Below are 1,753 nucleotides of genomic sequence, written 5' to 3' on the forward strand. Positions count from 1 at the left end.
TGGTCCAGGCTCATGAGAATGCGGTGAAAGCCGCTGAGGTCAGAAAACTGACTTTCAGCCAACTCCACAGTTGCTGTCGAGAGTCGATAGTCAAAGTTCCGCTTGCCATAGTGGCCCGTTGGCGGGGAAAGATAAAGTTGCTTCGTCTTTCCCCCTGACCAATCGGAAACTTGAAAATCGTTTACTCTTAAAAGGGTTACATTTGTCATTTTTGGTATTTATTAGAACAAACCGCTGATGTTGCCATCTTTGTCGACGTCAATCTTTTCGCTGGCTGGCACCTTAGGCAATCCTGGCATGGTCATGATTGCACCAGTCAGAGCAACGATGAAGCCTGCACCAGCAGAAACTTTGAGCTGGCTGATAGTCACAACAAAGTCTTTAGGTGCGCCCAGTTTCTTAGCATCGTCTGAGAAAGAATACTGAGTCTTAGCCATACAGATAGGATAGTTGGAGAAGCCCAGCTCTTCCAGTTGTTTGAGCTCGCGTTTAGCGGCAGGTGTCAGGCGAACGCCCTTACCTCCATAAACCTTAGTAACAATTTTGTTCAGCTTAGTCTCAATGGAGTCCTCTTCATTATATACAAATTGGAAGTGATTGTCTCCTTCGGCCAGTTCAACGACTTTTTCAGCCAACTCTTTACCGCCGGCTCCGCCATTCGCCCAGACGTCAGAAATCACTACGTCAACCCCGCGTTTTTGGCAGGCGTCATAAACTGCTTGCAACTCTGCTTCGGTATCCAGTGGGAATTTATTGATGGCAACGACTGCTGGCAGGCCATAAACATCTTGAATGTTTTCCAGATGTTTTTCCAAGTTTGGTAGACCATCTACAACGGCTTGTACATTTTCTTCAGCTAGGTCGCTCTTAGCCACACCACCGTGCATCTTGAGAGCGCGGATGGTAGCAACCAGAACTACAGCAGATGGGCGCAGGCCAGATGTACGACACTTGATATCAATGAATTTTTCAGCACCGAGGTCAGCACCGAAACCAGCTTCTGTGACTGCATAGTCGCCATATTTGAGAGCTAGCTTGGTAGCTAGGACACTGTTACAGCCATGAGCAATGTTGGCGAAAGGTCCGCCGTGAATCAAGGCTGGTGTGTGTTCCAGAGTTTGAACCAAGTTTGGATGGATAGCGTCTTTGAGCACAGCAGCCATAGCGCCACCAGCTTTCAGATCCTTAGCAGTTATTGGCTTACCTTCAAAGCTGTAGCCAATGATGATTTTTTCCAAACGGTTCTTGAGATCGGTAATATTTTCTGACAGACAGAGAATAGCCATAACCTCAGAAGCAACTGTAATGTCAAAACCATCTTCACGTGGAACGCCGTTGACCTTGCCTTGTAAGCCATCCACGATGTGGCGCAATTGCCGGTCATTCATATCAACTGCCCGCTTCCAAGTGATGCGGCGAGAGTCGATGCCTAAGGCATTGCCATGGTGGATGTGGTTGTCAATGAGGGCCGCCAGCAGGTTGTTGGCAACACCGATAGCATGAAAGTCACCAGTGAAGTGGAGGTTGATGTCTTCCATAGGCACAACCTGAGCGTGCCCACCGCCAGCAGCTCCGCCCTTGATACCAAAGACAGGTCCGAGTGAAGGTTCCCGCAGAGCGATAACGGCTTTTTTACCGATAGCAGCTAGAGCATCGACCAATCCGACAGAAGTCGTAGTCTTACCTTCTCCGGCTGGTGTTGGAGAAATAGCTGTCACGAGAATCAGTTTGCCGTCTGGCTTGTCTTTTAAGG

At 48.7% G+C, this 1,753-nt stretch carries 2 protein-coding genes; both read right to left on the reverse strand.

What is annotated here, in order from left to right; genetic code table 11:
- A partial coding sequence (locus Q0191_RS01870) for a HutD family protein (RefSeq protein ID WP_297663301.1) occupies nt 1-209 on the reverse strand: 209 nt, incomplete at its 3' end.
- 12 nt (nt 210-221) lie between these two features.
- A partial coding sequence (locus Q0191_RS01875) for a formate--tetrahydrofolate ligase (RefSeq protein ID WP_297663303.1) occupies nt 222-1,753 on the reverse strand: 1,532 nt, incomplete at its 5' end.

This window comes from uncultured Streptococcus sp., from assembly GCF_938036805.1.
Taxonomy (GTDB): domain Bacteria; phylum Bacillota; class Bacilli; order Lactobacillales; family Streptococcaceae; genus Streptococcus.